We start from the raw sequence: 25,534 nt of genomic DNA, 5'->3' as shown, positions 1-25,534 counted from the left end.
AAAACGTCTCCGTCAGTACCAGTGCGGGGCGTCGCCCCGAGGCGCCCCCGCCTCTCATCCTCGCGGCGGGGCGTGCCCCCGCCTCGGTCGGCCTCAGCCGATCTTGCGCGTCAGCTTGGCAATGATGCCGGGCACGGTCTCGCCGTCGGCGCGGGCGGCGAAGGTCAGCGCCATGCGATGCTTGAGCACCGGCTCGGCGAGCCCGATCACGTCGTCGACCGACGGCGCGTAGCGCCCGTCGAGCAGGGCGCGGGCGCGCACGGCCAGCATCAGCGACTGCGAGGCGCGCGGGCCGGGGCCCCAGGCGATGAACTTGCCGAGCTCGCCCGAATCCGGTCCCGGGCGGGCGGAACGCACCAGAGTGAGGATCGCCTCCACCACCGATTCGCCCACCGGCAGGCGGCGCACGAGGCGCTGCGCGGCGGTGAGGTCGTCCGCGGTCATCACCGCGCGCGGCTTGGTCTCCTCGGCGCTGGTGGTGTCGAACAGGATCTTCCGCTCGGCGTCGCGGTCGGGATAGTCGACGTCGATCTCCATGAGGAAGCGGTCGAGCTGGGCTTCGGGCAGCGGGTAGGTGCCTTCCTGCTCCAGCGGGTTCTGGGTGGCGAGCACGTGGAACGGCTTGGGCAGGTCGTGGCGCACGCCGGCGACCGTCACATGGCCTTCCTGCATCGATTGCAGCAGCGCGGACTGGGTGCGCGGCGAGGCGCGGTTGATCTCGTCCGCCATCAGGAGCTGGGCGAAGACAGGGCCGGGAATGAAGCGGAAGGAGCGCCGCCCGCCCGCGCTCTCCTCCAGCACCTCGGCGCCGAGAATGTCGGAGGGCATGAGGTCGGGGGTGAACTGCACGCGCCGCGCGTCGAGGCCGAGCACGGTGCCCAGCGTCTCGACCAGCTTGGTCTTGGCAAGGCCCGGCACGCCGACCAGAAGGCCGTGGCCGCCGGACAGGATGGTGATGAGCGTGCGCTCGACCACCGCTTCCTGGCCGAAGATGATCGCGCCGATGCCGGCCTTGGCGGCCCGCACATTGGCGGCCGTGCTCTCGGCCGAGCGGATGATCATGTCATCGAGGGACTCGAAATTCTCGCCGGTGGCAGACGTCATGCCGTGCTCCTTCAACCCCGCTCTCGACCCCGATCGCGCCGCCCCATCGTCATGGTGCATTGCAATAAAATTTATTGCAATGCACGAAAGGAATACCTCCGGTGGCGGACTGCGGTGTCTCGCGGGACGCGACAGGTGGTATGCCGACCGGGCCGGCGCGGCTTTCGGAAGGGCAAGCTTACGCTATCTTGGAACCGCGTCGACTATCGGGCGGTGGATCACGACTGCGCGATTACGACCGTGTGACAGGGATTTGGCCATGGCTTCAGGAGCTTCGGGGCGACTTGACGATTTGGTGCGCTCGCTCGCCGCAGGCGAGGCGCCCTCGCTGCCGCCGATCGAGCGCTGGAATCCGCCCGATTGTGGCGAAATCGACATCCGCATCGACCGCGAGGGCGTCTGGCACCATGAGGGCCGGCCGATCCACCGTCCGGCGCTGGTGAAGCTGTTCGCCTCGGTGCTGCGCCATGGCGGGGAGGCCGGCGGGCGCTACGAGCTCGTCACCCCGGCGGAGAAGCTCGGCATCCGGGTCGAGGACGCGCCGCTGCTGGCGGTCGAGATGCAGGCGGCGCCCTCGCCAGCCGGCGAGGTGCTGGTGTTCCGCACCAATCTCGACGACGTCGTGACCTGCGACGCCGACCACCCGCTTCGATTCGACGAGCAGCCGGGCGGTGCCGGGCCGCGGCCCTATATATATGTCAGGCGGGGCCTGTGGGCGCGGCTGACGCGGCCGATCTATCTCGACCTCGCCGAGCGGGCGCAGACGCGGACGGTCGACGGGCGCGAGATGATCGGTGTCGCCTCCGGGTCGTCCTTTTTCGCGATGATGCCAGCAGACGCGCTGGAAGACGAGGCGCCCGCGCAGACGGGCGAAGGAACGAGATGAGCGAAGGAACACGGCTGGGCGCCGGCATGCCGGAGCCCCCGGACGACATTGTTGCCGCCACGCCCGACGCGCCGCTGCCGCTCGCCGACTTCCTCGCCCGTGCCCGCACCCGCCTGCTGCCCGAGCCGGACCTCGACGGCGACCCCGCCCGCGGCGACCATGAGCTCACCCCGCATTTCCGCGCGCTGCTGGACACCATTCCGATGCGGGCGGCGGCGGTGCTGATTCCCGTCGTCGCCCGCCGGCAGCCGAGCATCCTGCTGACCTTGCGCTCGGCGCATCTCAACAATCATCCCGGCCAGATCGCCTTTCCCGGCGGGCGCATCGACCCGCAGGACGCCGGCCCGCTCGACGCGGCGCTGCGCGAGGCCGAGGAGGAGGTCGGGCTCGCCCGCGACCGGGTGACCCCGCTCGGCTATCTCGACCCCTACCTCACCCGCACGGGCTTCCGCATCGTGCCGGTGGTGGGGGTAGTGCGGCCCGATTTCGGGCTGACGCTCAATCCCGACGAGGTGGACGAGGCGTTCGAGGTGCCGCTCGACTTCCTCATGAGCCCGGACAATCACCAGCGCGAGACCCGCGAATCGCAGGGGCTTTTGCGTACCTTCCACGCGATGACGTATGACCGTCGGCGCATCTGGGGCGTTACCGCAGGTATCCTGCGCAGCCTCTATGAACGGGTCTATGGCTGATGCTGCGTGTCGCGATCATCAATATCCTGCTGTTCCTGCTGCCTTTCGCCGCCTTCGCCCTGTATCTGCGCTTCGGGCGACGCGTGGACAGCATGCTCGAGGGCTGGTCGAGCACGGCGCTGGTCGCCTGCACCGCGGTCGCGGTGGTGCTTGTCGCGGCCAGCCTGTTCCTGTTCGAGGCGCAGGGGCGCGGCCCCACCAAGGGCGCCTATGTGCCGCCGACCTGGAAGGACGGCGTGCTGACCCCCGGCCATATCGAATGAACCCGCTCTTCGCCCACCGGCCGGGCCTGGCGCGCGTGCTCGCCGTGCTCGACGGCGAGGGCGAGGAGGCCCGCATCGTCGGAGGTGCGGTGCGCGACTGGTTGATCGGGCGCGGCGTGCGCTCGGACATCGACATCGCCACCACCGCCCTGCCGGAGGAGGTGACGCGCCGCGCGCGGGCGGCCGGGCTGAAGCCGGTGCCGACCGGCATCGAGCACGGCACGGTGACGGTAATCGCCGAGGGCGAGCCCTATGAGGTGACGACGCTGCGCGAGGACGTCGAGACCGACGGCCGCCGAGCGCGGGTCGTGTTCGGCCGGAACTGGGCGCATGACGCGGCCCGGCGCGACTTCACCATGAACGCGCTTTACCTCACGCGCGCCGGCGAGCTCGTCGACCTGGTCGGCGGGGAAGCGGACGCGGTGGAGGGCCGGGTGCGCTTCATCGGCGACGCGGACACGCGCATCCGCGAGGACTATCTGCGCATCCTGCGCCTGTTCCGCTTCCACGCCGCCTTTGGGCGCGGCCCGCTCGACGCGGCGGCGCTGGCGGCGGCGATCCGAAATCGCGCCGGCCTCGCCCTTCTCTCGCGCGAGCGGGTGCGGGCGGAGACGATGAAGCTGCTGGTCGCCGCGCGCGCCGCGCAGACGCTGGCGGAGATGGAGCAGGCGGGTCTGCTGTCGGCGGTGCTGGGGCGGGCGGGGGACGTGCCCGCCTTTTCCCGCCTCGTCCTCATCGAGGCGGCGACCGGCTTCGGGCCCGACGCGGTGCGCCGGCTCGGCGCGCTCGCCGTGCGCGGCGAGGAGGACGTCGCCAGCCTGCGCGAGGCTCTGCGCCTCTCCAATGCCGAGACCGCGCGGCTGGAGGCGCTGGCCGGTCCGACGCCGGCGCCGGCCATGTGCGAGAAGGGGCAGAAGGCATTCATCTACCGGCTGGGGCGGCAGGCCTATCTCGACCGGGCGCTCATCGGCTTCGCGCGCTCGGGCGCGCCGCTCGACGAGGAGGGCTGGCGCGAACTGGTCACGCTTGCCGCCGACTGGCAGGCACCGCGCTTTCCGCTCAAGGCGGCGGACCTGATCGCCCGCGGGCTCAGGCCCGGTCCCGCCCTCGGCGCCGCGCTGGCGCGGGCCGAGGAGATCTGGATCGAGGCCGGCTTTCCGCTCGAGCGGGCGGCGCTCGACGACGTGCTCGCGAAGGCGGTGGAGGCCGCGCCGAGCCTCGTGCCGCCGCCGCGCTAAGCTATTCCGCCGCCGCGCTGACTTCCTCGGCGTCGATGAAGCCGCCCGACTGGCGCTGCCACAGCCGGGCATAGAGCCCGCCCTGCGCCACCAGCTCGGCATGGGTGCCGACCTCGACGATGCGGCCGTGATCCATCACCACCAGCCGGTCCATGCGGGCGATGGTGGAGAGCCGGTGGGCGATCGCGATCACCGTCTTGCCGGCCATCAGCGCGTCGAGATTGGTCTGGATCGCGGCCTCCACCTCCGAATCGAGTGCCGAGGTGGCCTCGTCCAGCACCAGGATCGGCGCGTCCTTCAGCAGCACGCGGGCGATGGCGATACGCTGGCGCTGCCCGCCGGAGAGCTTCACCCCGCGCTCGCCGACATGGGCGTCGAGCCCGGTGCGGCCCTGCGGGTCGGCCAGCGTGTCGATGAACTCGGCCGCATGGGCGCGGCGCGCCGCCTCCATGATCGCCTCCTCGCCGGCCTCGGGACGCCCGTAGCGGACGTTGTCGCGCACCGAGCGGTGCATCAGCGAGGTGTCCTGCGTGACGACGCCGATCCGCGCCCGCAGCGATTCCTGCGAGATCTCCTTCACGTCCTGCCCGTCGACGAGGATGCGCCCGCCCTCCACGTCGTAGAAGCGCAGCAGAAGGTTCATCAGCGTCGACTTGCCCGCCCCCGACGGGCCGACCAGCCCGACCCGCTCGCCCGGCGCGATGACGAGGTCGAGATGGTCGATCACGCCTGCGCCCTTGCCATAATGGAAGGTCACGTCGTCGAAGCGGATCTCGCCTGCGCGCACGGCGAGCGCCGGCGCGTCGGCACGGTCGATCACCGTATGCGGGCGGGCGATGGTGAGGATTGCCTCCTGCACCGTGCCTACATTCTCGAACACGCCGGTGACCACCCACATGATCCAGCCGGACATGTTGGTGATGCGGATGGCGAGGCCGGTGGAGAGCGCGATGGCGCCGAGATTGATGGCGTCGATCGACCACAGCCACACGCCGAGCCCGCCGATCGAGCCCAGCATCACGCTGTTGAGCACGCTGATGGACAGCGCCATGCGGGTGATCTGGCGCTGCTGGTCCTTGAAGGCGGCGTTGTGCCGTTCCAGCGCCTCGCGCACATAGCTGTCCTCACGGTCGCCATGGGCGAACAGCTTCACCGTCATCATGTTGGTGTAGCTGTCGACGATGCGGCCGGAGAGCAGCGAGTTGGCCTCCGAGGTGGTCTTGGAGAGCTGGCGCACGCGCGGCACGAACTTCGAGAGCGCGAGCACGTAGAGCGCGATCCAGACGACGATCGGCACGGCGAGTCGCATGTCCGCCTCGGCGAACAGCACCACCGCGCTCACCGCATAGACCGCGACGTACCAGAGCGCGTCGATGACCTCGACCACCGAGCCGCGCAGCGCCGGGCCGGACTGCAGCACGCGCTGGGCGATGCGGCCGGCGAAGTCGCTCTGGAAATAGGAAAGGCTCTGGCGCACAACCCAGCGATAGGACTGCCAGCGCACCAGGCTGCCGACGTTCGCGGTCACCGACTGGCGCACCAGCAGGTCGTGCAGCGCGTTGCAGGCCGGGCGGGCGATCACCACCACGAACGCCATCCAGGCCATCAGCCCGCCGTGATCGGCGAACAGCGTCGCCGGGGTCGAGGACTGCAAAAGGTCGACGATCTGGCCGATGTAGCGGAACAGCGACACCTCGACGATCGCCACCAGGAAGGCGGCGCCGAGCGCGGCGACGAAGATCCAGCCGCTCTGGCGCACGAAGTGCCAGTAGAAGGCGATCAGCCCCTCCGGCGGGCGCACGATGGGCGCGGGGCGGAACGGGTCGACGAGGTTCTCGAACCAGGTGAGGACGCGCATGAACATGGCGGGCTTTCTGCCGCAGCGATGCGGCACCAGTATGTCGGGAGGCGTGTGAACCAAACAGGAACATCGCCGAGTCGCGGCACCCGCGCCACCCACCCGGCGTTGTCCGGCTTTCCACCCGGCCGGCGAAGCGGCTAGAAGCGGCCGCTCAGGGAGAAGACGCCATGTCCGCCGAAACACCCGCCGAAACACCTGCCGATACACCCGCCGAGATGTCCGCCGCGACCTCCGTCGCCGCCGACCGCAACGCGCCCGGCACGCCGATCGATCCGGCGACCATCGGCCCGCGCAAGGAGGAGGCGCAAGCCTGGTTCGAGGATCTGCGCAACCGCATCTGCGCGGCGTTCGAGAAGCTCGAGGACGAGGCGCCGGACGAGCTCTATCCCGGCGCGCCCGGCCGCTTCGAGCGCACGCCCTGGAACCGCGCCGACCACACCGGCACCCCCGGCGGGGGCGGGGTGATGGCGCTGATGCACGGGCGGCTGTTCGAGAAGGTGGGGGTGCATTGCTCGACCGTGCATGGCGAGTTCGCCCCCGAGTTCCGCCAGCAGATCCCCGGCGCCGAGGAGAACCCGCGGTTCCACGCCACCGGCATCTCGCTGATCGCTCACATGACGAACCCGCATGTGCCGGCGGTGCACATGAACACGCGCTTCGTCGTCACCTCGAAGGCGTGGTTCGGCGGCGGGGCGGACCTGACCCCGGTGCTCGGTGCCCGCCGTACGCAGGAGGACCCGGACGCGATCGCCTTCCACGCTGCCCTGCGCGGGGCCTGCGAGGGCCGGCCGAACGTCGATTACGGGCGCTACAAGGCGTGGTGCGACGAGTATTTCTTCCTGCCGCACCGGGGCGAGCCGCGCGGCATCGGCGGCATCTTCTACGACTGGCTGGATTCGGGCGACTGGGCGGCCGACTTCCATTTCACCCGCGCCGTCGGGCTCGCCTTCCTCGATATCTACCCCGCGCTGGTGCGCGCCAACTTCGCCCGGCCCTGGAGCGAGGCCGAGCGCGAGGAGCAGCTCGTGCGCCGCGGGCGCTATGTCGAGTTCAACCTGCTCTACGACCGCGGCACCGTGTTCGGGCTGAAGACCGGCGGCAATGTCGATTCGATCCTCTCCTCCATGCCGCCGGTGGTGAAGTGGCCGTGAGGGCGAAGATCGGCGGAGAGGTCAGCACGGGAAGCCGTCGGTCTGGCGCAGCGCCTCGCCGAGGATCATCGCTCCCGCCACCGCTACGTTGAGCGAACGCGCGCCCGCCACCAGCGGGATGATGATTCGCGCCTCGGCCGCCGCGTGAACCTCCTGCGGCACGCCCACGCTCTCGCGCCCGAGCAGCAGCACGTCCGACGGCGAGAAGGCGAAGCCGGCATAGGGCAGGGCGCCGCGCGTGGTGGCGAGCACCAGCCGCCGGCCTTCCGCGCGGCGCCAGTCCTCGAAGGCGGCGAAGCTCGCATGGCGGAGGATCGCGGCGCGGTCGAGATAGTCCATGCCCGCCCGCCGGAAACCCGCGTCGCCGACCGGGAATCCCGCCGGCTCGATGATGTGCAGCGACAGCCCGAGGCAGGCGGCGGTGCGCGCCAGCGTGCCCGCATTCGGCGCGATATCGGGCTGGAACAGGGCGAGGGCGAGAGTCATGGCGGCCTATACTCGGAGATTACCTAGAGGTGGCGGCGGGGCCCTGCGGAGCCGCGCCCCGGCTGGCTTTGCCCCGCAGCCCCTTGAAGGCAAAGGATAGCCGGCAGCGCGAGCGGCGGTAGGGGCGCACGGACGGGGCGGGGGGCAGGACGGACTGCCGCACTGTGTTCATCTGGACAAGGGGCGGCTCGGATGCAATTAGAGGCACTCGAAGGTAGGTTGACCATAGATCATGGGCCTAGGTGCCGCCGGGTTCGGGCACGGGAGGCCCGGCGGGGAGAGCCGGATCTAAAGGTCAAGGGCTTGAGGGGAAAGGAAACCATCGTGGCAACAACCGGCACGGCGGAAACCACGCGCCGCGACTTCCTCTATATTGCGACCGGCGCCATGGGCGCGGTCGGCGCCGCTGCTCTGGTATGGCCGTTCGTTTCGCAGTTGCAGCCCGATGCGTCGGTGCTGGCGCTGTCGTCGACCGAGGTCGACCTGTCGCTGATCGAGGAAGGCCAGATCGTCACCGTCAAGTGGCGCGGCAAGCCGGTCTTCGTGTGGAACCGCACCGCCGAGGACGTCACCAAGGCCAAGGACGTGCCGGTGGCGTCGCTGATCGACCCGGTCGCGCGCAACGCCAACCTCGCCGCCGACGCGCCGGCGACCGACGCCAACCGCGCCGCCGAGGGCGACGGCCGCGAGAAGTGGCTGGTCGTGGTCGGCATCTGCACGCATCTGGGCTGCGTCCCCATCGGTCATGCCGGCGAGTTCGACGGCTGGTTCTGCCCCTGCCACGGCTCGGAATACGATTCGGCCGGTCGCGTGCGTCGCGGCCCGGCGCCGGAGAACCTGGCCGTCCCGCCCTATCAGTTCGTGTCCGACACGAAGATTTCCATCGGCTGAGCCGACGACCCGGGAAACAGACAGATGAGCGGACACGCGACGTTCGAGCCGAAGAATCCGGCCCTGAAGTGGTTTGAAAGCCGGCTGCCCCTGGTCGGGCTGATCCATTCCTCCTTCATCGCCTACCCGACCCCGCGCAACCTGAACTACTGGTGGACCTTCGGCGGCATCCTGTCGCTGATGCTGGTCTGCCAGATCCTGACGGGCGTGGTGCTGGTGATGCACTACACCCCGCATGCGACGCTCGCCTTCGACTCGGTCGAGCACATCATGCGCGACGTTTCCTATGGCTGGCTGCTGCGCTACATGCACGCCAACGGCGCGTCGATGTTCTTCATCGCGGTCTACATCCACATGTTCCGCGGCCTCTATTACGGGTCCTACAAGAACCCGCGCGAGGTGCTGTGGATCCTCGGCTGCATCATCTACCTGCTGATGATGGCGACCGGCTTCATGGGCTACGTGCTCCCCTGGGGGCAGATGAGCTTCTGGGGCGCCACCGTCATCACCAACCTGTTCTCGGCCATTCCGGTGGTCGGCCCGACCATCGTGCAGTGGCTGTGGGGCGGCTTCTCGGTCGACAACGCGACGCTGAACCGCTTCTTCTCGCTGCACTACCTGCTGCCCTTCATGATCGCGGGCGTCGTCGTCCTGCACGTGTGGGCGCTGCATGTGGTCGGTCAGAACAACCCGACCGGCGTCGAGCCGAAGTCGGAGAAGGACACCGTTCCCTTCACGCCCTACGCGACCATCAAGGACGCGTTCGGCATGGTGTGCTTCCTCATCTTCTTCTCGTGGTTCCTGTTCTACATCCCGAACTATCTCGGCCACGCCGACAACTACATCCCGGCCAACCCGCTGGTGACGCCGGCGCACATCGTGCCCGAATGGTACTACCTGCCGTTCTACGCCATGCTGCGCTCGGTGCCGGACAAGCTCGGCGGCGTGCTCACCATGTTCGGCGCGATCGCGGTGCTGTTCTTCGTGCCGTGGCTGGACACCTCGAAGGTCCGCTCGGGCGCCTACCGGCCGCTGTTCAAGCAGTTCTTCTGGATCTGGCTGGCGGTGTGCATCGGGCTCGGCTGGCTCGGCTCGAAGCCGGCGGAAGGCGGCTACGTGATCGCCGGCCGCATCCTGACCGTGTGGTACTTCGTGCACTTCCTCGTCATCCTGCCGCTGCTCGGCCTGTTCGAGAAGCCGAAGGCGGTGCCGGCCTCGATCACCGAGGCGGTGCTGGGCAAGAACAAGGGCGCGGCACCGGCCTCGACCGGCGCCCAGGCGCCGCAGACCAAGGGCTGAGCGGAACATCATGAGCAACACCATGTCCTTCCGCTCGATCGCCCTCGGCTCGCTCGCGGCCGTGCTGATGCTCGCCGGCCCGGCCGTGGCCCAGGAGCACGGCGCGCCCAAGCCACCCCGCGAGGAGTGGAGCTTCGCCGGCCCGTTCGGCCATTTCGACCGGGCCCAGCTCCAGCGCGGCTTCCAGGTGTTCAAGGAGGTCTGCTCCTCCTGCCACTCCGCACATCTGTTCGCCTTCCGCAACCTCGCGCAGGAGGGCGGCCCCGGCTTCACCGAGGCGCAGGCCAAGGCGGTGGCCGAGCAGTACCAGATCGAGGACGGGCCGAACGACGCCGGCGACATGTTCGAGCGTCCGGGCCGCCTGTCCGACCACTGGCCCTCGCCGTTCCCGAACGAGCAGGCCGCCCGCGCCTCGAATGGCGGCGCCTACCCGCCGGACTTCTCGACGCTGGCCAAGGCGCGCACCTATGAGGTCGGCTTTCCCGGCTTCCTGATCGACATCGTCACCCAGTACCAGGAGCAGGGGCCGGACTACATCCACGCCCTGCTGAACGGCTATCACGACGAGCCGCCGGAAGGCTTCACCCTGCCGGAAGGCGCGCACTACAACGAGTTCTTCCCCGGCCACGCCATCAAGATGCCGAAGCCGCTCTCGGACGGGCAGGTGACCTATTCGGACGGCACGCCGGAGACGGTCGACCAGTATTCGCGCGACGTGATCAGCTTCATGATGTGGCTGTCCGAGCCGCATCTCGAGGCGCGCAAGCGGCTCGGCTTCCAGGTGATGATCTTCCTCATCATCTTCGGCGGGCTGCTCTATTTCACCAAGAAGAAGGTGTGGCGCAACGTCGAGCACTGAGCGCGGCTCGCCGGCACCGGAGAATCGAAAGGGCCCCGCACGGGGCCCTTTTTCATGCCGGCGGCTCTATGGCGCGTCTCGCGGAGAAAGGGCGGCACGCCGCGCCTTCTCGGGCGATGACCACGCCTGCGGCCGGGCTCAGAAGCGGTAGTTCAGCCCGGCCCGCCAGAGGTGGAGCTGGGGCGGCTCCTCGCCGAGATCCGAGGTGATGAGGTCGACATAGAGATAGTCGACCTTCGCGCTCCACTCGTCCGACAGCGCGTATTCGACCCCGCCGCCGGCGGTCCATCCGGCGGTGAAGGCGCTCTCGCGGTGGCTCGCCGGCTGGCCGCCCACCGGCACCCAGGCGCCGGACGCGAGCTGGGCCTCCAGCGTCGCGTCGCCGCTCACCTCGGCGGTGGAGTAGGTCACCGCGAGCCCGGCCGTGACGAAGGGCAGGAGCGGGCCGACGGCGTAGCCGAGACGCAGCCGCGCCGTGCCGATGAACGGCGTGTGCAGGCGCACATGGCCCGAGGAGATGAGCCGCTGCACCGGGCTGAGGGCAGTGGTGCCGTCGAAGTCGAACGCGCCGTCGAGACCGCTATAGGCGACGTCCGCCTCGACGCCGATCAGTGAACCGTCGGCATAGTGCCAGTTGTAGCCGACGGTGAGCCCGCCGATCGCGGCGTCACGCTTGCCGTCGCACAGGCTGCCGGTGCAGCCATAGCTGTCGAGCGGCGCCTCGAAGGCGTCGACGAAGGCGTTCTTCTCGATGATGCTGAACGCCTGGCCGGCCTGCGCGCCGGCATAGAAGCCGGACCAGTCCGGCGCCGGCCGGGCCGATGCCGCCAAACCGCCTGCCACGCCGCCCGCAACCCCGCCCGCCTGCGCCGCCGTGCCGGCCGTCACCGTCAGTCCGGCGACAAGCGCCGTGCAGGCGTTCCTGAACGTGCCCATATCCTTGTGCCCCCCTTGCCCCGTTCCCGCTAGGCTTCCATCCGCTCCACGAACACGCAGTTCGTGACCTCGAAGGTCGGCCGGCCCTGCATGTCGCGCGCGCTTTCGCGGGTGAAGACGAGCCCCCATTCGGGCCGGTTGGCGCTCGGCTTCTTGGCGATCACCTCGCTCTGGAAGGAGAGCGTGTCGCCGGCGATCACCGGGCGCAGCCATTTCAGGTCCTTGAAGCCGGGGGAGGGGCCGATGCGCGGCACCCGCTTGCCCTCGCGGCGCAGCGTCTCGTGCAGATGGGCCTGCGCCTGCGCGCGCAGCCGCGCGGCGATGGCGGCGGTGTACCAGCCCGAGGCGGCGAGCCCGCCGAAATGGGTGCGCGCGCCGGCGGCGGCGGCGAGATGGAAGGGCTGCGGGTCCCAGGCGCGGGCGAAGGCGATCATCGCCTCGGCACGGAAGGTGTGCGAGCCGAGCCGGGTCACCTCGCCGACTTCTATATCCTCGAAGAACAGCATGGGGTCCTCACACCGGCCGGTAGCCGGGATTGCGCCGGCCGAACATGATGGTGCCGACCAGATCCGTCATGACGCTCTGCTGGGCGTCGATCAGCTCGAAGCGGAACTTCACCAGTCCGATCTCCGGCCGGCTCTTGGAGGTCCGCGTCTCCAGCACCTCGCGGCGCAGGCTCAGCACCGTGCCGGGATGCACCGGCTTGAGGAAGCGCACCTCGTCGACGCCCGGCGAGCCGAGGCAGGCGCTGTCATTGAGGAAGCCGTCGGCGGCGAGGCGCATGAAGATGCAGCACAGGTGCCAGCCCGAGGCCGAAAGCCCGCCGAGCCGCGTCGCCTCGGCGGCGGAATCGTCGAGATGGATCGGGGCGGGATCGTAGTCGCGGGCGAAGGAAATGATCTCCTCGCGCCCCACCACGTAGCGCCCGCAGGTCGCCACGTGCCCCTCGTTGAAATCTTCCCAGAACTGCATTGAGCGTGCGATGCCCTTCCGACGTTCCGATGCTCCGCCGCCGGGGCGGCAGGCGATCTCAGGCGACAATGGCCGGCCGGTCAACTCGTCGGCGATGTCCGCGCCTCACAGGCGGGCATAGTCGAACAGCTCGAAGTCGCGCGCGAACAGCGCGTTGATCCGCTCGATCGAGGCCCGATCCAGCCGGTCGGCATAGCGATAGGCGTCCGATCCCAGCATGGCGGCGTCGGTGACGTTCTCGTCCGCGCGCGGCGGCACGGGAATGCCGAGAAAGCCGCAGAGCCGCTCGAATTCGGGCTCGAACCGTTCGACCCGGCCGACGAAGCCGACATAGGGCTCGCCCGCCAGATGGGTCCAGTAATGCGCCGGATGGAGCGAGAAATTGGTATTGCGGCCGGTCTCGTAGACCTGCCGCTCGGTGATCGTGGCGATCCAGGCATTGAGGTCGTAGCCCGCCGCCTCGAGCTGACGCCGGTTCTCGTCGAGCTGCTCGCGCACCAGCTCGCGGATCCAGGGCTGGGGAAAGGGCACGTCCATCTGGGTGGCGATGTCGCGCTGGAGCTGGACGAAGCCCGAGCAGACCCGGTCATAGGGATTGCGCACGAAGGAGGCGCGCCGGTAGTCGAGGCGTGCCTCCGGCAGGGCGTTGAAATCGGCGCAGGTGATGTGCTGGTGCACCACCCGGTTCAGCGCCGGCTGGAAGTCGAAGAAGCGGCTGTAGGGGCTCTCGTTGAGCGGCTGCAGGCGCAGATGCGCCGTCGAGCTCGCCGTCTTCCAGGGCGCGAACAGCACGAAGCGGTGGCGATGGGAGAGGATCATCGCCGCCGCGCCCCCTCAGTTGGCGAAGCGGAAGTGGAGCACGTCGCCATCGGCGACGACATATTCCTTGCCCTCGAGCCGGAGGCGGCCCGCGTCGCGCGCCCCGGCCTCGCCCTTGCCCTTGACGTAGTCGTCATAGGAGATGGTTTCGGCACGGATGAAGCCCTTCTCGAAATCGGTGTGGATCACACCCGCCGCGCCTGGCGCCCGCGTGCCGGCGGTGATGGTCCAGGCGCGCGCCTCCTTCGGCCCGACGGTGAAATAGGTCACCAGCCGGAGCAGGTCGTAGCCGGCGCGGATCACGCGGTTCAGGCCCGGCTCGTCGAGGCCGATCGCCTCAAGATACTCGGCCTGCTCCTCGGGCGGCAGCACCGCGATCTCGCTTTCGATCTTGGCCGAGACGACCACCGCCCTGGCGCCTTCCTTCGCCGCCTGCTCGAACACCTGCGCGGAGAGCGAGTTGCCGTCCTTGGCCGAGGCTTCCTCGACATTGCAGACATAGAGCACCGGCTTGGAGGAGAGCAGGCCCAGCATGCGGAACGCCTTCTCCTCCTCCGGCTTCACCTCGACGAGGCGCGCCGGCTTGCCCTCGCGCAGCAGGGCCAGCGCGCGGGTGATGAGGTCGAGGCATTCCTTCGATTCCTTGTCGCCGCCCTTGGCCTTCTTCTCCAGCGCCGTCACGCGCTTCTCGAGGCTGTCGAGGTCGGCCAGCATGAGCTCGGTCTCGATGGTGTCGATGTCGCTCAGCGGCGCGATCTTGCCGTCGACATGGGTGACGTCGCCATCCTCGAAGCAGCGCACCACATGGGCGATGGCGTCGCATTCGCGGATATTGGCGAGGAACTGGTTGCCGAGGCCCTCGCCCTTGGACGCGCCCCGTACCAGCCCGGCGATGTCGACGAAGGTCAGCCGGGTCGGGATGATCTGCGCCGAGCCGGCGATGTCGGCCAGCGTGGCGAGGCGCGGATCGGGCACGGCGACGTCGCCGACATTCGGCTCGATGGTGCAGAACGGGTAGTTCGCCGCCTGGGCCGCCGCGGTCTGCGTCAGCGCGTTGAAGAGGGTCGACTTGCCGACATTCGGCAGGCCGACGATGCCGCATTTGAAGCCCATGGTGCGATGCTCGTAATGGCTCTGGTCTGGTTGTCGCCGTGGTAGGCAAGGGGAGGCGCGAGTGCAAGCGTGCCCGCCCGGCGGAGGCTATTTTGCCGCCGCGCCGGGTGTCTTGGGCACGCCGATGCCGCGGCCTTCGAGATAGAGGTGCATCCGGCTCTGGAACTCGTCGAGCCGTCGCGTGACGAGCAGGCCGGCCAGCTCGGCGCAGCCGTCGCACACCGCCTCCACCCAGGGCCGCTCGGCCTTGGCGAAGTCGGCGAGCACGAACGGCATCACCAGCGCCTTGTCGCCGGGATGGCCGATGCCGAGCCGCACGCGGCCATAGTCGTTGCCGCAATGGGCGGTGACGGAGCGCAGCCCGTTATGGCCGGCATTGCCGCCGCCAAACTTGGCCCGCACCTTGGCCGGGGCGAGGTCGAGCTCGTCATGGAACACGAAGATGTCGCCGAGCGCGATCTTGTAGAAGCGCTGCGCTTCGGAGACCGCCCGGCCGCTCTCGTTCATGAAGGTCTCGGGCAGCACCGCGAGCACCTTCTGGCCTTCGATCTCGCCCTCGCAGGCCGCGCCCTGGAAGCGGCGGCGCCACGGGGTGAAACGGTGGCGGCGCACGATCGCGTCCACCGCCATGAAGCCGATATTGTGCCGGTTGCCGGCATATTTCGACCCGGGGTTTCCGAGCCCGGCGAAGAGAAACACCGTGCGTCTCCACTCGCTCCGGAAATGAGAAGAGCCGGAAGCGGGCTTCCGGCTCGGGTCTCGTTGGTTCCCTGGCGGGATCGGTCGGCAAAGCGCGACCGGCGGGGCCGGATCAGGCCTTGGGGGCCTCGGCAGCGGCGGCCTCGGCGGCGGCGGCTTCCTCGGCCTCGGCTTCCTTCAGGCCCGACGGGGCGGTGATGGAGGCCAGCGTGTCGTCGCCATGCCCGGCCCAGGTCACGCCCTCGGGCAGCTTGATCGCCGACAGGTGGATCGAGTCGCCGAAATGGTAGTTGGTGAGATCGACCTCGACCGCGTCGGGAATGGCGTCGGCGGGGACGTTCAGCTCGACCGTGTGGCTGACGATGTTCAGCGTGCCACCCTGCTTGATGGCGGGCGCGGTCTCGGCGTTGAGGAAGTGCACCGGCACCTCGACGCTCAGCGTGGCGCCGACCTGCACGCGCAGGAAGTCGACATGGAGCGGGTAGTCCTTGACCGGGTCGAGCTGGTAGTCGCGCGGGATCACCCGGTGCTGCTCGCCCTCGACCTCGATGTTGAACAGCGTGGTCAGGAAGTGGCCGGCATAGATGATCTTGTTGATCTCGATGTGGTCGAGCGTGATGCCGACGGGGGCTTTCCCGTCGCCATAGATGACGGCGGGTACGCGACCGGCGCGGCGTTCGGCACGAGCGGCCCCCTTGCCGACCTTCGTGCGCGCCCGCGCCTTCAGTTCCTTGATGGCGGTCATGGCTTGTCCTCAAATGGTTGCAAAAGGAGAAGGCCGCTGACGCGGCCCGATCCTTCAGTCTGGTCCGGTATGCCCGCGGCGCGCCTCCAGGGGTGCGGAAAGGCCGCGGACGGGCCGGCTCATAGCAGAAGACGCGTTGCGGGGCAATGTGTGGCGCCGCGCGCGGGGCGGCCGATGGCCGGCTCCGGCCCGCGGGCGCGCGCTCAGAACTTGCCGAGCACGCCGGCCTTGACGATGTCGCTCGCCGCCGAGTCCGGATTGATCGAACGCTGGACCGAGATGTAGCGCTGATAGGTGCCGAGCTTGCCGCGCAGCTCGACCCCGGTGGTCACGGCGGCCGAGTTGTTCATCTCGACGCTGGCGCCGAGCTTGTCGCCGTCGAGCCCGAGCGGGGAGAGCGGCACGCTGTAGGTGCTGCCGACCGCGAGGTTGTCGTAGAGCGAGGGCATGCCGGTCGAGGCCGAGGCGCCGACCGAGCCGGTGCTGTAGACCGCGAGATTGTCCTGCTCGTAGCCGATCCGGCCCTTGATCTCGCCCGAGCCGCCGCCCTCGCTGGTGGTGAGCGCGCCCGATTGCGGCGCCGAGGCGCTGGCGGTGGTCGAGACCGAGACGCTCGCCGGGCCCTGCTTCAGCTCCATGTTGGTGGGCAGGCTGGCGGACTTGGCCTTGGGCTTCTTGGTGCGGCTGGTGAGCTGCTTGTAGGGCGAGGGCGTCCCGTCGGGCAGCTTCGGGGCCGCGCTCTCGCGCAGCGAGGACCAGACCGAGGCCTTCGGCGCCGGGCCGAGCGGGTCGATCAGCGTGCCCGTGAGCGGACCCGAGGGCTCGCTCGGCACGACCGGCTGCTCGGGGGTCTGCGCCTCGGAGATCGCCTGCTCATAGGGGGAGGGCGGGCTGGTCGGCAGCGGCCGCACGGTGATCTCGATGCCGCTCCACGGATTGTCGCCCGCGGCGGGCGACGTGGCGTCCACGCTCTGGGCGGCGGCGGGGCCGGACAGGCACAGCGCGAGGGCGGGGACTGCCGCAAGCTGCGCGGCGGTGCGAGGGGGCCGCGCAAGGGCCCGCCACGGCGCGCCCGGCAGCCTGGTGCTCCGGTGCCTGCCGCGGCTCTTCAATGCCGCCGGCGCCGAGCGCAGAAGGATGCACGTCATGTCGTCGTCCCGTTCCGAATATGCGAGCGGGAAGGCTGCGGGAGAAGTGTGGAACGATCGTGGCGCACCGCAGCATGGGCGCCAATTTATTATTAGGAAAACGTGTGTCGGTACCCCGGCACGGCGCCTGCGGCGCCCTGTTACCTCAGTCGAACAGGCTCGACACGCTTTCCTCATGCGCGGTGCGTCCGATGGCCTCGGCGAGCAGGCTGGCGATCGAGACCACGCGGATGTTGCGGGCCACCCGCACCGCCTCGGTCGGCTGGATCGAATCGGTGATCACCAGCTCCTTGAGGTTCGAGGCGGTGACGCGTGCCACCGCGCCGCCCGAGAGCACGCCATGGGTGATGTAGGCGTGCACCTCGGTGGCGCCGCGCTCCAGCAGCGCGTCGGCCGCATTCACCAGCGTGCCGCCGGAATCGATGATGTCGTCGACGAGGATGCAGCGCTTGCCCTCGACGTCGCCGATCACGTTCATCACCTCGCTCTCGCCCGGCCGCTCGCGGCGCTTGTCGACGATGGCGAGCTGGGCGTCGATGCGCTTGGCCAGCGCCCGGGCGCGCACCACGCCGCCGACGTCCGGCGAGACCACGGTGATGTTGCCGAGATCGAAGCGGGACTTGACGTCCTGCACCATCACCGGCGCGGCGAACAGGTTGTCGGTCGGGATGTCGAAGAAGCCCTGGATCTGCCCGGCATGCAGGTCGACCGTCAGCACGCGGTCGGCGCCGGCATGGGTGATCAGGTTGGCGACCAGCTTGGCCGAGATCGGGGTGCGGCCGGAGGAGCGCCGGTCCTGGCGCGCATAGCCGAAATAGGGCAGCACGGCGGTAATGCGCTTGGCGGAGGAGCGGCGCAGCGCATCGATAATGATGAGCAGCTCCATCAGGTGGTCGTTGGTCGGGAAGGAGGTGGACTGGAGGACGAACACGTCCTTGCCGCGCACGTTCTCCTGGATCTCGACGAAGATCTCCATGTCGGCGAAGCGCCGCACCACCGCGCGCGTCAGCGGCGTCGCCAGATACGCGCCGATCGCCTCGGCAAGCGGCCGGTTGGCATTGCCCGCGACGAGCTTGATGGAACTGTTGTTGTTCGACATTACCGGCGCGCTCCCACCGTGCACATCCCGCGCGACCGTCTTCAAGCCGTCGCGCAGACCTGATAGGCGGGCCGGCCCGCGCTGTAAAGCGGCCGTGAACAGATGAATCGGGGCCCTGGCAAGCCTTACGGGCGGGCCGCGAAGGAGAGTGTCTGCGAGGGCGCGCTCGCCTCTTCGGCGAGCGCCGTGCCGGGCCCGGTCTCGCCGTCCTGCCCGTCGGCCGGCTCGGCACTGGCGATCGGCGGGCCGTTGTCCATGCGCACGGCAGGGGCTTCGGCCGGCTCGGGCGCGGCGTCGGGCACCGCTTCGGCGGGCTTGGGCGGCAGGCCCTGGGCGAGCTTGGTGGAAATCTCGTCGAGGCTCTGCGAGGCGATCCGCTCGACCGCGGCGTCGTCGAGCTCGCTCCAGACGTCCTTGCCCTTGCCAAGCTCTTCCACGCCCGCGACCCGCAGCACCCGCTCGTGGTCGGCGTCGAACACGTCCCACACCCAGTCGACCGAGCCCTTGCCGCCCTCGACGCTGGCGGCGAGATAGCCGCGCACGCGGTAGGCGGCGTCGCCCTCGCGCGAGACGACCTGAATCTTGCGCGCATTCGCCTCGGTGCCGAGGCTCGCGACCAGCTTGTCGAACACGGCTTCCGGCGGGCCGTCGATCGATTCGAAGGCGATCGGCTTGGTGCCTGTCGTGATGTCGGCGCGCGCGACCGGATGGCTTCCGTCATTGGTCTGGCACGCGCCGAGCGCGAGAGCCGCGAGCAGCGCAACGCCGACCGGCATCTGGCGACTCAGACGCGAGCGGGCACACCGACGGAGGCGACCGATCATCGAAGCATCCCCTGAGAGCCGGTCGCGCCGCTTGTCGTCGCCCGGGTCGGGCGGCGCCGCGGCTGTCGCCGACGTTCCGGGGGAAATGGTTAAAGGGAATTAACGATGAGGTCCAGAGGCGCGTCGGTCAGGCACTCATTACCGTTAACCGTCACCAGGAAGGTCCGGCCCAGGCACATGGCGGTCTCGCTCGCGCTGTCCATCAGAATCATGTGCGCGAACATCACCATGCCCGGCTCCAGCAGCCAGTTGTTGCCGGCGTAGAACATGGGCGGGTCCATCCAGGAGGGGGTGAATTTCGCCCCCAGCGAATAGCCGCAGGCGGCGAGCCGGTGCTCGGCGAGGCCGTGCCCGTCCATCACATGGGCATGGGCGGTGAACACCTCGCCCGCCGTGCGGCCGGGGGCGATGGCGTGGGCGCAGGCCTCCATCGCCTGCCTGGCGGCGGCGAACAGCTCGAGATGGCGCCCGCGCGGCGGACCGACGACGACCGTCTCCATCATCGCGGCGTGGTAGTGGCGGTAGGCGCCCGCCCATTCGAGCGTGATCTGGTCTTCCGAATCGAGCTGCCGCCGGCCGGCCTTGTAGCGGCACAGCAACGCGTCGCGGCCCGAGCCGATGATGAACTCGTTGCCCGGATAGTCGCCGCCGCCGCGGAACACCGCCCCCTGCATGGCGGCGAGTACCTCGCCCTCGTCGACGCCCTCGCCGATGGTGGCGATCGCCGCGTCGCGCGCGGCCAGCGCGAGCTTGGCCGCCTGGCGGACATAGATGATCTCGGCCGGCGACTTGATCGCCCGCAGCCGGTCGACGAGGCCGGAGGCGTCGTGGAGCGTGGCGACGCCGTCGAAGGCGGTGTCGAGCTTGCGGCCATTGGCGGCGGTGAGGCCGTAGCTGTCATATTCGACGCCGATGCGCCCGCCCGCGCCGCCGAGCGAGGCGACCATGTCGCGAAGCTGGCCCTGGGGCGTGGCGTCCGCGCGGTCGGTCCAGACCCGGATGTCCTCGATCAGCGAGGTGTGCTGCGCCTGCCTGAGATCCGCCGAGCGGGTGAGCAGGGCGAGCCGCCCGTCGGCGCCGAGCCAGAGCGCCTGGAAGAAGCAGAAGCCGAACGTGTCGTAGCCGGTCAGCCAGTACATCGATTCCTGCTGGAACATCAGCAGTCCATCGAGCCGGTGCGCCGCCATCTCGGTGAGCAGGCGCTCCTTGCGGCGGGCGAATTCGGGCGCGGTGAAGTGCAGCATGATGGCTCAGACCAGCGTGATGGCCGCGACGAGACGTCCGTAGTCGGGCTCGCCGCGATGGGTGGCCCGACGGTAGCTAAAGAAGCGCGCCTCGTCCGCATAGGTGTCGAGGCCGAGGTCCTCCACCGTGCCGACGCCCGCCGCCTTTAGCCGCATGGCGATGTAGCCCGGCAGGTCGAACATCGCGTGGTGCGCGCGGGAGGAGGGCACGAGGAAGCGGTCGTTTTCGGGGTCGATCGCGGTCAGCCGGGTGACGAAATCCGGCCCGACCTCGTAGCTCTCCTGCCGGATCAGCGGGCCGATGGCGGCGACCACGCGCTCGCGCCGGGCGCCGAGCTCCTCCATGCGGGCGAGCGTCGATTCCAGCACGCCGCCGACCGCGCCCTTCCAGCCCGAATGGGCGGCGGCGACGACGCGCGCCTCGCCGTCGGCAAGCAGCACCGGGCCGCAATCGGCGATGGCGACGCCCGCCGCGACGCCGGGGGTGGCGGTAGCGACCGCATCGGCCTTGGGGCGCTCCTCCCACGGGCGCTCGACCACCACGCAGTCCGGCGAGTGGATCTGCCAGCAGGTGAGCAGGTGCCCCGCCGGCACGCCGAGCGCGCTCTCCATGCGGGCGCGGTTCTGCGCCACGTGCCCGGGCTCGTCGCGTGAGCCCGTGCCGCCGTTGAGCCCGGCATAGATGCCCTGCGACACGCCGCCCTTGCGGGTGAAGAAGGCGTGGCGGATGCCGGGGAGCGCCGCGAGGGCAGAGGATTCGACCTTCATGTGGAGCCTTCCGTGCCTGTGGAGCCTTCCGGGAACGCCTCGTCCGGCGCGAAGCCGGTCGGTATGCCGAACGCGGGATCGACCAGCGCCAGCGCCTTGAAGAGCGCGCCCATCTGTCCCTCGCCACTGCCCGCGAGGCGCGTCCGGGCGGCGTCGATGGCGGCGCGCACCGTCTGGTCCGCGTCGCGCTTCAGCCGCTCGGCCCGCGTCTCCAGCCCGAGCCGCTCGAGCAGCGCGCCCTGCATCACCGGGCCGAAGGCCCGCGCGCCGTTCGCCTGCGCGGCGCGGGCGAGCGCGCCGAAGTCGACATGGGCGGTCAGGTCCGCTTCTCCCGGATGCGCGAGGGCGTCGTCGAAGGCATGCTCGCGCAGCGCCTGCAGCGTATCGCCGAAGCCGCCGGCATGGCCATAGTCGATGAGGAGCGCCGCCCCGCCCGAGGCGGCGAGCCGGCCCCCGAGCCGCTCGGCAATGGCGAGCCCCGCAGGGCAGATCTCCAGCAGCGCGCCGGCCGGCGCCTGGCGCAGCACGGCCTCGGCATGCGCGTCGAGCCGCGCGGCCGGCCGCAGACCGAAGGCGAGCGCGCCGTCCCCGCCGAGGCCGACCATGCGCTCGGCGAAGCCCTCCGGGGTGCGCAGGAACTGCCGGATCGGCAGCGCGTCGAAGAATTCGTTGGCGAGCAGGATCAGCGGGCCGGCGGGCAGGTCGTCGAAGGAGGCGGCCCAGCTCACGTCGAAGCGCTGCAGCGTGTCCGCCTGCTTTGCCCGCAGCCGCGCCGAGGCCTCCACCAGCACCACATGGGCGGCCTCGTGGAAGCCAGGCACGATCGCGGTGGCGCGCAGCGCGTCGGCCATCATGGTGCCGCGCCCGGGCCCGAGCTCGGCGAGCACGAAGGAGGCGGGCGAGCCGAGCCGCATCCATGTGTCGGCCGCCCACAGCCCGATCAGCTCGCCGAACATCTGGCTGATCTCGGGGGCGGTGACGAAGTCGCCGGCCGCGCCGAACGGCTCATGCGTCGTGTAGTAGCCGAGACGCGGATGGAGCAGACAGCGCTCCATATAGTCGGCGACGGTGATCGGCCCGGTCTGGGCGATCTGCCGGGCGATCTCCTCGCCGAGCGCGGTGGTGCCAGCCGGGCTCCGGGCCGCGGGCGCGCTCATGCGGGCTGGCCGGCATTCAGCGCCGGGCGCCGCCGGGCACGCCAGATCAGCCAGCCGCCCAGCGCCAGCATCGGCAGCGAGAGCACCATGCCCATGGTGACGAAGCCGCCGGCGAGATAGCCGAGCTGCGGATCCGGCTCGCGGAAGAACTCGACGAAGATGCGCGAGCAGCCATAGAGCAGCACGAACAGGCCGGCGACCGTGCCCGGCCGCCTCAGCGCGCCCATGCGGATGGCGATCTGCAGCACGATGAAGATGGTGAGGCCCTCCAGCCCCGCCTCGTAGAGCTGGCTGGGATGGCGCGGCAGCGGCCCGCCATGGGGGAACACGATTGCCCATGGCACGTCCGACGGGCGGCCCCACAGCTCGCCATTGATGAAGTTGGCGATGCGGCCGAGGAACAGCCCGACCGGCACCACCGAGGCGGCGATGTCCAGCATCGAGACGAAGGACAGGCTGCGCCGCCGCGTGAACAGGTACATGGCGAGGATCGAGCCCATGAACCCGCCATGGAACGACATGCCGCCGTGCCAGACGGTGAGTGCCTCGAGCGGATGCCCCGCATAGTAGGGCAGGTTATAGAACAGCACATAGCCGATGCGCCCGCCGAGGATGACGCCGAAGGCGACCCAGACGATGGCGTCGTCGAACTCCTCCGGCTCGATCGGCGACTTGCCGCCCCACAGCGCCGGGCTGGCGCACAGCTTCTTGGCGAGCCACCAGCCGATGAGCAGGCCGCCAACATAGGCGAGCGCGTACCAGCGGATCGCGAACGGGCCGAACTCGATCAGGATCGGATCGATGTTCGGAAAGGGCAGCGCGAACAGCGGAGGGGTGAAGAGCATTACGGGGTCTCTGCGCAGGGGCTCGACGTGCGGTGGCTCGGCGGGCAGGGTTGCGGCGGGCAGTGGGGCGGCAGGCAGGGGTTCGGCGGGCGGTGCGAAGGTCTCGGCATGGTGTGGCCCGTCTGTGCGCGCCCGCCCGGGAGGAGGTGGCGCGGGGCGGCCGGTGCGACTCGGCAGGACCGGGGCGCACCGCCTCACTTGCCTTCCCGGAGTGACGGGATCAAGGCGTTTGGAGCGCCCGCATGCCCTCCGCGCAACGTCGCACCTGCGCCCACGCCCCTTGCGGAGGTTGCCCCCCCGCCCCATTCTTCCCCAAGAGGCGTGCCATAGTGTGCGCCCGAGCCGGAGAAAACCATGACCCAGACCACCAGCCGCATCTTCGACGATTTCGCCCGGCTCATGAACGACGCCGCCGGCGTCGCCACCGGCGTGCGGCGCGAGGCCGAGACCGTGATGCGCGCCCAGGCCGAGCGTATCCTGCGCGAGCTCGACGTGGTGACGCGTGAGGAATTCGAAACCGTGAAGGAGCTGGCCGCCGCCGCGCGCGAGGAGAACGAGCGCCTTGCCGCCCGCATCGCGGCGCTGGAGGCCAAACTCGGCACCGCCGAGCCGCCGGATTCGCTCGGCTGAACCGGCCCTTGTGGACTCATCGCCCCGCGCGCGTTTCGGCCCTTGCGGCGACGGCGCGAATCCAGACACCTTGACGACACGGCCTTCCAGCCGGAAGGCCGGTCCGGCAGCGCCCGAGGGGCACGATACGGTCAGGATCGAACGCATGATCCGATGCATGGCGCCGGTTGCCAGCTATCCCATGCAGCGCTTCATCGTCCTGACGCGTCGATCCGTTTCGCGCCCATTCTTGCGAGGTCCAGCATGACCTATACCGATTTCGAAACCGACACCCGCCTCAACCCGCTCGACCAGATCGAGCGGATGGCGGCGCTCAACGAGTGGGCGTTCGAGCGGTCGGCGGAGGACGAGATCACCATTTCCCTCGAGGGGCGGTGGACCGACTGCCACGTCTCGTTCCAGTGGATGGACGAGGTGGAGGCGCTGCACGTCGCCTGCGCCTTCGACCTCAAGGTGCCGGAGAAGCGCAAGACCGAGGTGCTGCGCCTGCTCTCGCTGATCAACGAGCAGATGTGGATCGGCCATTTCGACCTGTGGTCGAAGGAGGGCGTGATCATGTTCCGCCACGCCCTGCTGCTGGCCGGCGCGGAAGCGACCGACCGCCAGTGCGAGGTGCTGATGGAATGCGCGGTCGAGGCGGTCGAGCGCTATTTCCCCGCCTTCCAGTTCGTCGTCTGGGCCGGCAAGAGCGCCCGCGAGGCGATGGACGCCACCCTGTTCGAGACCATCGGCGAGGCCTGAGCCCCGCCGCGCATCGGACGGCCGGCGCCGCGTAGCGGCGGCCGTCCCTTTCTCGCGCCGACCGGCCGGGCCGGCCCGCCGGCGACAGACGCCCCCCGCCATAGCTCCCCGTTCCCGATCCTCCGCCCATTGCCAAAGCTGCGGGTGCCCGTCACAAGTCGGGCATGATGGGCGACGGCGCCGTCGCGGCGCGCCGGTTGAGGAGTGACGATCATGGCCACACTTTCCGACATCCCCGGGCGGGTGCTGCTGGTGGGCGCGGGCAAGATGGGCGGGGCGATGCTGGAAGGCTGGCTCGGCCTCGGCCTCGATCCGGCCCTTGCCGCCGTCATCGATCCCTCGCCGCCGCCCGAGGTGGCCGCTCTGCTGGAGGCCAACGGCGTCGCGCTGAACCCGCTCAATGGCGGCCCGCCGGCGGTCATGGTGCTGGCAGTGAAGCCGCAGGCGGCGCCCGAGGTGCTCGCCCGCGCGGCGCCGCTCGCCGGGCCGGATACGCTGGTAGTTTCGGTGATGGCCGGGCGCACGCTCGGCTTCCTCGAGGCCGCCTTCGCCCCCGGCCAGCCGGTGGTGCGCTCCATCCCCAACACCCCGGCGGCGATCGGGCGCGGCATCACCGTCGCGGTGCCGAACGACGCGGTCACCGAGGGGCAGGCGAGCATCGCCGATGCGCTGCTGCGTGCCACCGGCGGGGTCGAATGGGTGGATGACGAGGCGCTGATCGACGTCGCCACCGCCGTCTCCGGCTCCGGACCGGCCTATGTGTTCCTGCTGGCCGAGGCGCTGGCGGCGGCGGGTGTGCAGGCCGGGCTCTCCCCGGACATGGCCGACCGGCTGGCGCGGGCCACCGTGTCCGGCGCGGGCGAGCTGATGCTGCGCTCGGGGATCGAACCGGCCCAGCTCCGGCGCAACGTGACCTCGCCGAACGGCACCACGGCGGCGGCGCTGGCGGTGCTGATGGACGAGGAGCGCGGTTTCGGCCCGCTGCTCGCCGATGCCGTCGCCGCGGCCGCCCGGCGCTCACGCGAGCTTGCGGGATAGGTGGCGCCACGGCACACGCCGTTGCG

At 70.0% G+C, this 25,534-nt stretch carries 27 protein-coding genes and 1 pseudogene; 11 read left to right on the top strand and 17 right to left on the bottom strand.

Annotation, left to right across the window (positions count from 1 at the left end):
* Positions 1-93: 93 nt before the first annotated feature.
* Positions 94-1,104, bottom strand: a complete 1,011-nt coding sequence (locus tag NVS89_RS01980; RefSeq protein ID WP_258730798.1) for an AAA family ATPase — start codon at positions 1,102-1,104, stop codon at positions 94-96.
* A gap of 259 nt (positions 1,105-1,363) precedes the next feature.
* Here NVS89_RS01980 and NVS89_RS01975 point away from each other — a divergent pair, with 259 nt between their 5' ends.
* From NVS89_RS01975 to NVS89_RS01960, 4 genes are read left to right on the top strand one after another with little or no spacing between them, the layout of a single operon-like run.
* Positions 1,364-1,990: a DUF1285 domain-containing protein gene (locus tag NVS89_RS01975; protein ID WP_258730797.1), complete on the top strand. Its 627-nt coding sequence runs from the start codon at positions 1,364-1,366 to the stop codon at positions 1,988-1,990.
* Positions 1,991-2,016: 26 nt separating this feature from the next.
* Entirely contained in the window at positions 2,017-2,682 is a 666-nt protein-coding gene (locus NVS89_RS01970) for a CoA pyrophosphatase (protein WP_374114520.1), read from the top strand.
* A complete protein-coding gene (locus NVS89_RS01965) occupies positions 2,682-2,945 on the top strand; it encodes a DUF6111 family protein (RefSeq protein ID WP_258730794.1) in 264 nt (87 codons plus the stop codon). Before NVS89_RS01970 ends, NVS89_RS01965 begins: the two co-directional genes overlap by 1 nt.
* The gene (locus NVS89_RS01960; RefSeq protein WP_258730793.1) at positions 2,942-4,183 is read left to right on the top strand and encodes a CCA tRNA nucleotidyltransferase; all 1,242 of its coding nucleotides are present in this window, start codon (positions 2,942-2,944) and stop codon (positions 4,181-4,183) included. The genes NVS89_RS01965 and NVS89_RS01960 overlap by 4 nt, the downstream gene beginning before the upstream one ends.
* A gap of 1 nt (position 4,184) precedes the next feature.
* Here NVS89_RS01960 and NVS89_RS01955 read toward each other — a convergent pair whose 3' ends face one another.
* A complete protein-coding gene (locus tag NVS89_RS01955) occupies positions 4,185-6,047 on the bottom strand; it encodes an ABC transporter ATP-binding protein (protein ID WP_309486513.1) in 1,863 nt (620 codons plus the stop codon).
* Positions 6,048-6,259: 212 nt separating this feature from the next.
* On the opposite strand from NVS89_RS01955, the gene hemF reads away from it, so the two are divergent.
* Positions 6,260-7,195 (top strand): oxygen-dependent coproporphyrinogen oxidase, encoded by a 936-nt coding sequence (hemF, locus tag NVS89_RS01950; RefSeq protein ID WP_258731500.1) that lies wholly within the window; start codon positions 6,260-6,262, stop codon positions 7,193-7,195.
* Positions 7,196-7,216: 21 nt separating this feature from the next.
* Here hemF and NVS89_RS01945 read toward each other — a convergent pair whose 3' ends face one another.
* Positions 7,217-7,681: a tRNA (cytidine(34)-2'-O)-methyltransferase gene (locus NVS89_RS01945; protein ID WP_258730792.1), complete on the bottom strand. Its 465-nt coding sequence runs from the start codon at positions 7,679-7,681 to the stop codon at positions 7,217-7,219.
* A 324-nt stretch (positions 7,682-8,005) separates the two neighbouring features.
* Between NVS89_RS01945 and petA the strand changes: the two genes are divergently transcribed.
* The 3 genes and pseudogenes from petA to NVS89_RS01930 form a co-directional block, all read left to right on the top strand.
* Positions 8,006-8,572 (top strand): ubiquinol-cytochrome c reductase iron-sulfur subunit, encoded by a 567-nt coding sequence (petA, locus tag NVS89_RS01940; RefSeq protein WP_258730791.1) that lies wholly within the window; start codon positions 8,006-8,008, stop codon positions 8,570-8,572.
* Positions 8,573-8,596: 24 nt separating this feature from the next.
* Complete coding sequence (locus NVS89_RS01935) at positions 8,597-9,871, top strand: cytochrome b (protein WP_258730790.1); 1,275 nt, start codon at positions 8,597-8,599, stop codon at positions 9,869-9,871.
* Positions 9,872-9,983: 112 nt separating this feature from the next.
* Positions 9,984-10,730, top strand: a pseudogene (locus NVS89_RS01930) (cytochrome c1); the annotation flags it as partial.
* Positions 10,731-10,868: 138 nt separating this feature from the next.
* Here the strand turns inward: NVS89_RS01930 and NVS89_RS01925 are convergent.
* The 14 genes from NVS89_RS01925 to lgt form a co-directional block, all read right to left on the bottom strand.
* On the bottom strand, positions 10,869-11,666 hold the full coding sequence (locus NVS89_RS01925; RefSeq protein WP_258730788.1) for an outer membrane protein: 798 nt from the start codon (positions 11,664-11,666) through the stop codon (positions 10,869-10,871).
* 29 nt (positions 11,667-11,695) lie between these two features.
* Positions 11,696-12,172: a MaoC/PaaZ C-terminal domain-containing protein gene (locus tag NVS89_RS01920; RefSeq protein WP_258730787.1), complete on the bottom strand. Its 477-nt coding sequence runs from the start codon at positions 12,170-12,172 to the stop codon at positions 11,696-11,698.
* A gap of 7 nt (positions 12,173-12,179) precedes the next feature.
* The gene (locus tag NVS89_RS01915; RefSeq protein WP_258730786.1) at positions 12,180-12,638 is read right to left on the bottom strand and encodes a MaoC family dehydratase; all 459 of its coding nucleotides are present in this window, start codon (positions 12,636-12,638) and stop codon (positions 12,180-12,182) included.
* A 105-nt stretch (positions 12,639-12,743) separates the two neighbouring features.
* A complete protein-coding gene (locus NVS89_RS01910; protein WP_258730785.1) occupies positions 12,744-13,457 on the bottom strand; it encodes a sulfotransferase family 2 domain-containing protein in 714 nt (237 codons plus the stop codon).
* Positions 13,458-13,472: 15 nt separating this feature from the next.
* Entirely contained in the window at positions 13,473-14,570 is a 1,098-nt protein-coding gene (gene ychF, locus NVS89_RS01905; RefSeq protein ID WP_258730784.1) for a redox-regulated ATPase YchF, read from the bottom strand.
* An 87-nt stretch (positions 14,571-14,657) separates the two neighbouring features.
* Positions 14,658-15,269 (bottom strand): aminoacyl-tRNA hydrolase, encoded by a 612-nt coding sequence (gene pth / locus NVS89_RS01900; protein ID WP_258730783.1) that lies wholly within the window; start codon positions 15,267-15,269, stop codon positions 14,658-14,660.
* A 112-nt stretch (positions 15,270-15,381) separates the two neighbouring features.
* Entirely contained in the window at positions 15,382-16,014 is a 633-nt protein-coding gene (locus NVS89_RS01895) for a 50S ribosomal protein L25/general stress protein Ctc (protein WP_258730782.1), read from the bottom strand.
* A gap of 203 nt (positions 16,015-16,217) precedes the next feature.
* Entirely contained in the window at positions 16,218-17,162 is a 945-nt protein-coding gene (locus NVS89_RS01890; protein WP_258730781.1) for a hypothetical protein, read from the bottom strand.
* A gap of 145 nt (positions 17,163-17,307) precedes the next feature.
* A complete protein-coding gene (locus tag NVS89_RS01885) occupies positions 17,308-18,261 on the bottom strand; it encodes a ribose-phosphate pyrophosphokinase (RefSeq protein WP_258730780.1) in 954 nt (317 codons plus the stop codon).
* A 125-nt stretch (positions 18,262-18,386) separates the two neighbouring features.
* A complete protein-coding gene (locus NVS89_RS01880) occupies positions 18,387-19,037 on the bottom strand; it encodes a hypothetical protein (protein WP_258730779.1) in 651 nt (216 codons plus the stop codon).
* A 137-nt stretch (positions 19,038-19,174) separates the two neighbouring features.
* Positions 19,175-20,332 (bottom strand): M24 family metallopeptidase, encoded by a 1,158-nt coding sequence (locus NVS89_RS01875; protein ID WP_258731499.1) that lies wholly within the window; start codon positions 20,330-20,332, stop codon positions 19,175-19,177.
* 3 nt (positions 20,333-20,335) lie between these two features.
* On the bottom strand, positions 20,336-21,097 hold the full coding sequence (pgeF, locus tag NVS89_RS01870) for a peptidoglycan editing factor PgeF (protein ID WP_258730778.1): 762 nt from the start codon (positions 21,095-21,097) through the stop codon (positions 20,336-20,338).
* Positions 21,094-22,254, bottom strand: coding sequence for a class I SAM-dependent methyltransferase (locus NVS89_RS01865; protein ID WP_258730777.1), 1,161 nt, complete (start codon positions 22,252-22,254; stop codon positions 21,094-21,096). The genes pgeF and NVS89_RS01865 overlap by 4 nt, the downstream gene beginning before the upstream one ends.
* Positions 22,251-23,099: a prolipoprotein diacylglyceryl transferase gene (gene lgt, locus NVS89_RS01860; protein WP_258730776.1), complete on the bottom strand. Its 849-nt coding sequence runs from the start codon at positions 23,097-23,099 to the stop codon at positions 22,251-22,253. Before lgt ends, NVS89_RS01865 begins: the two co-directional genes overlap by 4 nt.
* A gap of 354 nt (positions 23,100-23,453) precedes the next feature.
* Between lgt and NVS89_RS01855 the strand changes: the two genes are divergently transcribed.
* The 3 genes from NVS89_RS01855 (at position 23,454) to proC (ending at position 25,508) form a co-directional block, all read left to right on the top strand.
* Positions 23,454-23,729 (top strand): accessory factor UbiK family protein, encoded by a 276-nt coding sequence (locus NVS89_RS01855; protein WP_258730775.1) that lies wholly within the window; start codon positions 23,454-23,456, stop codon positions 23,727-23,729.
* A 243-nt stretch (positions 23,730-23,972) separates the two neighbouring features.
* On the top strand, positions 23,973-24,470 hold the full coding sequence (locus NVS89_RS01850; protein ID WP_258730774.1) for a type III secretion system chaperone family protein: 498 nt from the start codon (positions 23,973-23,975) through the stop codon (positions 24,468-24,470).
* A gap of 213 nt (positions 24,471-24,683) precedes the next feature.
* Positions 24,684-25,508: a pyrroline-5-carboxylate reductase gene (proC, locus tag NVS89_RS01845; protein ID WP_258730772.1), complete on the top strand. Its 825-nt coding sequence runs from the start codon at positions 24,684-24,686 to the stop codon at positions 25,506-25,508.
* The last annotated feature ends 26 nt before the right edge of the window (positions 25,509-25,534 follow it).

It is taken from the genome of Ancylobacter mangrovi (assembly GCF_024752355.1).
GTDB lineage: Bacteria > Pseudomonadota > Alphaproteobacteria > Rhizobiales > Xanthobacteraceae > Ancylobacter > Ancylobacter mangrovi.
The sequence above is the reverse complement of the archived record's forward strand: the minus strand, read 5'-3'. Positions and strand labels throughout refer to the sequence as shown.